This is a genomic window from Ralstonia sp. VS2407, from assembly GCF_052950655.1.
The window spans coordinates 1-494 of sequence record NZ_JBRFVG010000189.1 but is presented as its reverse complement, the minus strand read 5'-3'; the positions used below and the strand labels follow the sequence as shown (position 1 = coordinate 494).

Sequence of the window (494 nt, the reverse complement as noted above, 5' to 3'; positions counted from 1 at the left end):
CCACTGACGCGTGCCGCGCGCTCCGGCGGGCGTGAGGCGAAAGGAGAACGAAGGAATCAGGCGTCGCGCCGATCGGCGAGCGTCGCGGACGGCAGCTCGCCGAACCGTTCGCGGTAGGCGATCGCGAAGCGGCCGAAGTGCGCGAAACCGCAATCGAGCGCGATCTCGGCGATCCGGCGCTCGGGCGCGGCCGCGCGCCGTTGCCGGGGGGCGCCACGATGCTTTCGCTCACACAGCGCGTACTGACCTACAGCTTCATCGATCGTCCGCCCGTCAATCCGCGCGCGATCGGCACCTCGAGCGCGGACGCCGCGCTGCTCGCGCAGATCGACGCGCTGCTCGCGTCGGCCGCCGCGTCGTTCAAGGCCCGTGCGTACGACGCCGCGCTCGACGATTACTTCGCGTGCGAATCGCTGATCTACTCGCATCTCGATGCGCAATGGAACCCCGATCTCGGCGGCCGGTTGCGCTCGCGGCTGCCGCGCGATGCCGCG

The 494-nt window shown here is 70.9% G+C and carries 1 protein-coding gene and 1 pseudogene; one reads left to right on the top strand and one right to left on the bottom strand.

Translation table 11 applies throughout. The annotated features are described in order from the left end of the window. Window positions 1-56 precede the first annotated feature (56 nt). A pseudogene (locus ACU8YE_RS24555) lies at window positions 57-197 on the bottom strand (helix-turn-helix domain-containing protein); the annotation flags it as partial. A gap of 21 nt (window positions 198-218) precedes the next feature. On the opposite strand from ACU8YE_RS24555, the gene ACU8YE_RS24550 reads away from it, so the two are divergent. Beyond that, window positions 219-494: hypothetical protein (locus tag ACU8YE_RS24550; protein ID WP_446930026.1), on the top strand; the 276-nt coding region annotated here is incomplete at its 3' end.